The sequence below is a fragment of the Streptomyces sp. MnatMP-M17 genome, from assembly GCF_900091995.1.
Lineage (GTDB): Bacteria > Actinomycetota > Actinomycetes > Streptomycetales > Streptomycetaceae > Streptomyces.
In genome coordinates, this window is sequence record NZ_FMDK01000053.1 from 1 (window position 1) to 6,464 (window position 6,464).

Here is a 6,464-nt window from a genome sequence, read left to right on the forward strand (position 1 = left end):
GCGCCCCAGCCGCTGAGAGCGGCTGCCGCCGCGGTGCAGGTGGCCACCAGGCCGTACCGGCCCCGGCGCCGCGAACCCTCGGGTATGGATGAAGCCATGGCACTTCCCTTCACGAAGGAGTGGGGCCTCGGCCATCAGCATGCGGTCGGGGAACTTCGCCGGACCTGCCGGACTAGCCCGGAAGTGTCACCGCCCCGGCCGCCGCCGCTTTCTAGGAATAGAGGCCTCCGCCCGCCTCGTCCTGGAAGGCCTCCGGCCAGTACCGCCGGATGTCGTCCTCGTCGGCTTCGGCGTTCTCGGTGTTCTCGCCGTCGGGGCGGACGGTGCGTTCGACGCCGGCGAGTACGGCGGTGGCCGTGGCGGCCAGATTGACGTAGTCGTCGGTGATCCGGTGCTCGCGGTCGAAGGCGATCACGCGGGCGATCAGCCACTGGGTGAACGCGAAGGTGGAGATATCGGCGTTGACGGGAAGGAGTTGGGCCTCCGGAAGGGACCAGCCCCGTACCCGGCCGGTCGCGCCCTCGATGACAAGGTCGATGTCCTCCACGAGATAGCCGATACGGATCAGGCCCTCGGCGCCGGGCGCCGGTGCGCCGTACGTCTCGTCGTCCCGCTTGGCCGCGTGGTGCTCGGCCAGTGTCCGCAGCGGGCCGTCGTCCAGGGAGACCCAGACGCACTCGCGGACCAGGCCCGTGTCGCGGAGGAAGGCCCGGGTGGGTTCATGGGTGAGTGCCGAAGGGAGGTCCTCGTCGGCGAAGCGCACCAGCGCGTCCGCGCCGTACTCCTTCTCCAGCAGCCCTTCGGGCAGGGCGAGCGTGAGCCCGGCCCGCTCGCCCGGCGGGGCGATCCGGGCCAGTGGGCGCAGCAGAAGGGACAGCCGCCAGAAGGCGGACACCTCGGTGTCCTCGTCCTCCGAGCCGAGCAGCACCGGATCATGGTCACGCAGCAGGCCGAGCAGTATTTCCGTCGCCTCCGCCACGGCCTCCGGACCGTACCGCCCGGCGAGGTTCTCGAAGATCTCGCGGTCGGTGCGCAGCCATTCGAGGGCGAGCGCGAAGAGCGTGAAGGAGTACAGCCCGGAGGCGAGCAGCCGGCTCTCGTCCGGATCATGGAGGGCATGGACCCGGCCGGTACGGCCGTCCAGCACGATGTACTCGTCGGGATCGCCTTCGTCCGGCACAAAGCTGCCGAGGACCACGAACTCGCCTATGTCATCGAGGACTTCGGCATCGTCGGCCAACAGATCGGACACCTGCCGGGCACCGGCTGCGAGGTCCGGGGCGAGCGCGAGGAGCCCTGTCCGGCGTATCAGACCGGTGCCGCTCAGAAACTCACGTGTGGGTTCGTGCGTGATCGCCGGATGCAGCCGCTCCGGCGCCACCCGCACCACCTGGTCCGCTCCGAACGCCTCGTCCAGCCGACGCGCCATCCACCCCGAGTCCGCGTCCGCGCCCGCACCCATGCCGTCTGTCAGATCCATGATCTGCCGCCCCTCCGTCACGTCGGTGATCGTATGACGACGGATTTCCCGGCGTGTCGGCGGATCCTCCCCCCATATGCGGTCTTCACCGGCTACAGTGATCTCAGATCGCGGGTACGAATCCCGCCGTCAGCACCGTCTGACGTTGTTGAGCTGACGCAGTTGAGCTGATGTGGTCGAGCAGTGTTACGCCCCCTCCGCGCGAGGGGGCGTTCTTGTTGTGCGCGGCAGATGCGCGTGGCCCTGGTATGTGTGGCGGTCCTGGTACGCGTGGCTCAGCGCGCGCCCGAGTCCGTCTGGGATTCCAGGGCGGGAAACGCCTCCAGCAGACGTGCCGGTGCGGCCTGCTTCCAGGAATCCACAAGGATGTCGCGCAGCTCGTCCAGATCCTCCAGGGCGCGGAGCCTTACCCGTACCCATGCGGAACTCGCCTCGTGCGCCGGCACCCAGAACTTCTCCGGCTCCGCCGCGATCAGCTCCGTCCGCTCATGCCTCGGGCACCGTACGGCGAAGGACGTCTCGTCGTCGGGGACCGTGATGAACATCTTCCCGGCAACACGGAACGTGGGCATGCTCCACGCTTCCTTCTCCACCGTCTCCGGGAGTGCCAGTGCGATACGGCGGACGTCTTCGGCATCAATCGTGGTCACAGGCACCATGGTAGGACGACGGACTCACGACGGTAACGCGGACCGGCCCGGTCCGAAGGGCTGGGAAGAAGTGGCCGCCTCCGACGGACGGCGGCCACCGTTGTCCTCCGGTCAGGGCCGGTCTGCCCGGCCGGAACATCTCGGAAGACGGGAGAGTCAGGAGTTCCGAGATCCGGCGGTCTGGAGGTCCGGCGATCCGGAGGAGGAGTCAGACCCTGGCCTTGAAGTAGGTGACGTCCCAGTGGCTGCGCTCGTTCGCATAGACGTTCCCGGCCGGGGACTTGTACATCCTGGCGCCGTCACCGCGCTTCCCGGCATAGGTGAAGGTGCGGGTGATGTAGGAGTCGAGGCACCTGGCCACGGCCTTGCCCCGGGACATGTCGACCTTGTAGCCGTTCCGGTGGCTGTAGGTCCCTGGCGCGTGTCCCTTCTCCGTACCGCCGGTGATGATCACCTTGCAGCGGCTCGCCTGCTTGAAGGCGATCGCACCGGAGACCGTCGCCTTGTTGATGTTCGTGAACGAAGTGCAGTTGCGCTGCTCCCAGTTGGTACATCCCCCGCTGGAGACCGAGGTGATACCCGCCTTTCTGAACTGGGCCGCCGCGTCACTGTGTCTGGCCCACTTCGCCGGCGCCGCGTCGGACACGCCCGTTGTCAGCAGCACCGAAGCGATCAGCGCGATCGCACCGAGGGCGGACAGAGATCCCGTCTTCTTCAACGCGCACTCTCCTTCTCGTACGGCCGCCGTGCACGGCCCCATATGACCTCGTATGGCCTCGCACAACAAGAACCGCATCGATTGTGACAATGGCTGATGCCTCAGGCATATCCCTCGAAAGAGGGATGAGCGCCCGCCTCTCCGGCACACGCGCTGGACGCGGCCCGGTGCCAACGGCCACATAGGCGGCTTAGCCTGGCCGTATGCCGATGCAGCCCTGGTTCCCCGACGCCAAGTTGGGCATCTTCGTCCACTACGGGATCTACGCCGTCGACGGTGTGCCCGAGTCCTGGTCCTTCTATCTCGGGCAGGTACCGCACGAGCGGTACATGAAGCAGTTGGACGGCTTCACGGCCTCGCGCTACGACCCAGGTGCCTGGGCCGATCTCTTCGTCCGCGCGGGCGCCGGATACGCGGTGCTGACCGCCCGGCACCACGACGGTGTGGCCCTCTGGGACACCGCGCAGGGCGAGTTGAACGTCGTACGGCACACACCGGCCGGCCGCGATCTCATCGCTCCGTACGCCGACGCGCTGCGCGAACGCGGTCTCAAGGTCGGTCTCTACTATTCGCACTCCGACTGGAACCATCCCGACTACGCGACCGTCCTGCACCCCGATCCGCGCGAGGAGCAGGTCCGTACGAACCGGTTCAGTGCTCCTCCGGACGGTGTCGAAGACCCGGAGGCCTGGGCGCGGTTCCTCGCCTACCGCGATGCCCAGGTCGGCGAACTGGTCGCGCGCTTCCGTCCGGATCTGCTGTGGTTCGACGGCGAGTGGGAGCGCACCGAGGAACAGTGGCGGATGCGTGAACTCGCCGAGCACATCCTCGCGGGCAATCCGGAGACCGTGCTCAACGCCCGGATGCTCAGCCATGGCGACTACGCGACACCCGAGCAGGGCGTACCGCTGGTGGCGCCGGACGGACCGTGGGAGCTGTGTCTGACCGTCAATGACTCCTGGGGCCATCAGCCCCAGGACACCAACCACAAGTCGGTCCGGCAGCTGGTGCGTTACTTCACCGAGACGATCGCCATGGGCGGCAATCTGCTGCTGGACATCGGTCCTCGGGAGGACGGCACGATCCCCGCCGAGCAGGTGGCGCGTCTCGAAGGGCTCGGCGCCTGGATCGGCCGGCACGGCGATGCCGTGCGCGGGACGGTGGCGGGGCTTCCGGCGGGCCACCACTACGGTCCCAGCACCGTGTCGGCCGACCGCCGCACGCTCTATCTCGTCTGCTTCGACGTCCCGCGCGAGAGCGTGGCGGTGCGTGGACTGCGTACTCCGGTGCGCCGGGTGAGCGTGCTCGGTACGGGCGCCGCGCTGCGGCACCGGGTGATCGGCGGTCTGCACGAGGTGCCGGGCGTGCTGTGGATCGACGCGCCTGAGGCCGGAGATGTGGACGAGGAGGCCACCGTGCTCGCCGTCGAGCTGGACGGTGAACTGGAGTTGTACCGGGGCACCGGCCGCGACTGACGGACGATCCGGCGAACGACCGGGGAATCACGGCGGAGGAACGGCCGTGCCCGGCCGACGAGTCGGCGCCTGTGCCGGCTTTCAGACACGGCCGTAGCGGATGGTGTGGTCGGCGAACTCCATGGCCATCTCGTTGGTGACGGTGGGCCGGGTGCGGCGGATGGTGCGGAGATAGTCCTCGGTGGTGGGACAGGCGCGTTCTCCGCTGTCGCTGTCGAGGGTGCGCTCGAAGACGGTCTGGGCGACGGTACGGGCGGCCTGCTTGATGTCGGCGGGAGTGAATCCTTCACTGGCGTCGGCGAGGACCTCGGTGTCGGCGTGGGCTCCCGCCTTGGCGATATAGCTGCTCCAGAGGGCGTTACGGGCCTCGTCATCGGGCGGGCCGACCGGCAGGACGTAGTCGAAGCGGCCATGCCGCAGAAAGGCGGGATCGAGGGCGGCCACGGTGTTGGTGGCGCAGATCAGCAGCCTGCCGTCGTGATCACGGAACCGGACGATCGACTTGAGGAGTTCGTTGACGACTCCGACGGAGACCGGATCGGCGAGATTGCGGGCGCCCGCGACCTCCTCCACCTCGTCGATGAAAACCAGCGCGTGGTCGAGCTGCGCGATCTCGTCGAAGCGGCGGCCGAGTCCGTTCGCCAGCCCGTCCTCCAGCGCGATCCGGGACGGGAAGAGCTCCACGAAAGGCCAGCCGAGCCGGCTGGCCACCGCCATCGCGAAGGTGCTCTTGCCGGTGCCCGGCGGCCCGAACAGCACCACGCACCTGGGCGGTTCGACCCCGTGCTGGTCGGCGAGTTCCGGATTGGCCAGCGGCAGCACCAGCCGCCGTTCGATGAGCTGCTTCTCGTCGGCCATTCCGCTGAGCTTCTCCCAGAGCCCGGACGGCGGCACCACCGCGCCGAGCGAGGACAGGACGGCGGAGTCCTGGGCGGTCACGGGCTGCGCCTTCTCGAAGTACGTCAGGCCCTGGCGGGAGCGGAATCCCGCGTTGGAGAGCGCGGTGGCGCCGGTCTCGTCCTCGGGCAGCAGCGCGGCGACGGTCTTGGCGCCCGCGCCCTGGAGACGGTGCTCCAGGGCGTCGAGCAGCGCGGTGCCCAGACCCAGATTCCGCCAGGCCGGATGCAGCCCGATCCGCAGCACCCAGGCCCGGTCGCCGTCGACCCGGCCCACCGCCGCGCCCACGAGATGGTCGTCGGCCAGCGCGACCACGCTGGGATGCTGTGCCTGGAGCGCGGCGACGACCTCGGAGAGACGGAAGACGGCGGGCCGGTCGGTGCCGGCACTCTCGCTGTCGAGGCGCACCACTGCCTCCAGATCGTCCGGGGCGAAGTCCCGTACGTGCCACACGGCCATGGTTCAGCCTCTACCCGTCGCCTTCCCGCGCTTCTGGCCTTCCATCATCGGGCCTGCCTGGCCGGACCGCCTGTTCGGACGGGCCGGGCGGACTGTGTGCGATCACCCGGATCCGCTGTGTCACAACTGCACGAGCGCCACCGCGGCTATCGTGAGCATGTGACCGAGACCTGGAATCCCACCGGCGCCGGTGTGCTGCGGCTTCCCTCGGGACGCCTGGTCAGAGGGCGTGCGCTGCGTCGGCCGCTGCCGGCCGGTCCGGTGCCCGACTACGCGGTCCATCTCCTCGGCAAGGAGCCCGCCGAGGTCCCGTGGGAGGCCCGCTGGCTGCGCTGGCCGGACTTCCGGCTGCCGAGCGACGGCATGGCCGCGCGGAACGTTCTCCGTGAGGCGCTGGCGCGTGCCGCCGACGAGCGCGTCGAGATCGCCTGCGGCGGCGGCCGTGGACGGACCGGAACGGCGCTGGCCTGTCTCGCCGTTCTCGACGGAGTGCCCGCCGACCGGTCGGTGGAGTACGTACGCAGCCACTACCACCGCCGTGCCGTGGAGACTCCGTGGCAGCGGCGGTATGTGCTCCGGTTCGTCGGCTGACCGGTGTTCGCCGACCGGCCCGCGGCAGTGGGCCGGAGCGATATTCTCTGGCCGTCGGTCCAGCGGGCTGACAGTGTGGGTGAGATCGTGACGCGGCGGCCCTCGCTCGCACGCGCGGCGATATGGTCCGTACCGGCGCCCGGGCCGAGGCGCTCTGCCCCGGCCCGCGCCGCCGGCCCGCGCCTACCGGACGG

The 6,464-nt window shown here is 69.3% G+C and carries 6 protein-coding genes; 2 read left to right on the forward strand and 4 right to left on the reverse strand.

The genetic code is table 11. From position 1 onward, the window contains the following. Positions 1–211 precede the first annotated feature (211 nt). The 3 genes from GA0115259_RS03020 to GA0115259_RS03030 form a co-directional block, all read right to left on the reverse strand. On the reverse strand, positions 212–1,501 hold the full coding sequence (locus GA0115259_RS03020; protein ID WP_141716433.1) for an SUKH-4 family immunity protein: 1,290 nt from the start codon (positions 1,499–1,501) through the stop codon (positions 212–214). A 254-nt stretch (positions 1,502–1,755) separates the two neighbouring features. Further along, on the reverse strand, positions 1,756–2,130 hold the full coding sequence (locus GA0115259_RS03025; protein ID WP_256097890.1) for an MmcQ/YjbR family DNA-binding protein: 375 nt from the start codon (positions 2,128–2,130) through the stop codon (positions 1,756–1,758). 208 nt (positions 2,131–2,338) lie between these two features. Continuing rightward, on the reverse strand, positions 2,339–2,848 hold the full coding sequence (locus GA0115259_RS03030; protein ID WP_237539720.1) for a hypothetical protein: 510 nt from the start codon (positions 2,846–2,848) through the stop codon (positions 2,339–2,341). Between the two features lie 203 nt (positions 2,849–3,051). Here GA0115259_RS03030 and GA0115259_RS03035 point away from each other — a divergent pair, with 203 nt between their 5' ends. Beyond that, the gene (locus tag GA0115259_RS03035; protein ID WP_093590436.1) at positions 3,052–4,323 is read left to right on the forward strand and encodes an alpha-L-fucosidase; all 1,272 of its coding nucleotides are present in this window, start codon (positions 3,052–3,054) and stop codon (positions 4,321–4,323) included. Between the two features lie 81 nt (positions 4,324–4,404). Here GA0115259_RS03035 and GA0115259_RS03040 read toward each other — a convergent pair whose 3' ends face one another. Then, on the reverse strand, positions 4,405–5,679 hold the full coding sequence (locus GA0115259_RS03040; RefSeq protein WP_093590439.1) for an ATP-binding protein: 1,275 nt from the start codon (positions 5,677–5,679) through the stop codon (positions 4,405–4,407). A 159-nt stretch (positions 5,680–5,838) separates the two neighbouring features. Between GA0115259_RS03040 and GA0115259_RS03045 the strand changes: the two genes are divergently transcribed. Next, positions 5,839–6,270, forward strand: a complete 432-nt coding sequence (locus GA0115259_RS03045; RefSeq protein WP_093590442.1) for a phosphatase domain-containing protein — start codon at positions 5,839–5,841, stop codon at positions 6,268–6,270. Positions 6,271–6,464 lie beyond the last annotated feature (194 nt).

Bases quoted from the DNA above. Each gene is read 5' to 3' on its own strand.
- GA0115259_RS03040 (WP_093590439.1), bottom strand. From the start codon at position 5,679: ATGGCCGTGTGGCACGTACGGGACTTCGCCCCGGACGATCTGGAGGCA.
- GA0115259_RS03035 (WP_093590436.1), top strand. From the start codon at position 3,052: ATGCCGATGCAGCCCTGGTTCCCCGACGCCAAGTTGGGCATCTTCGTC.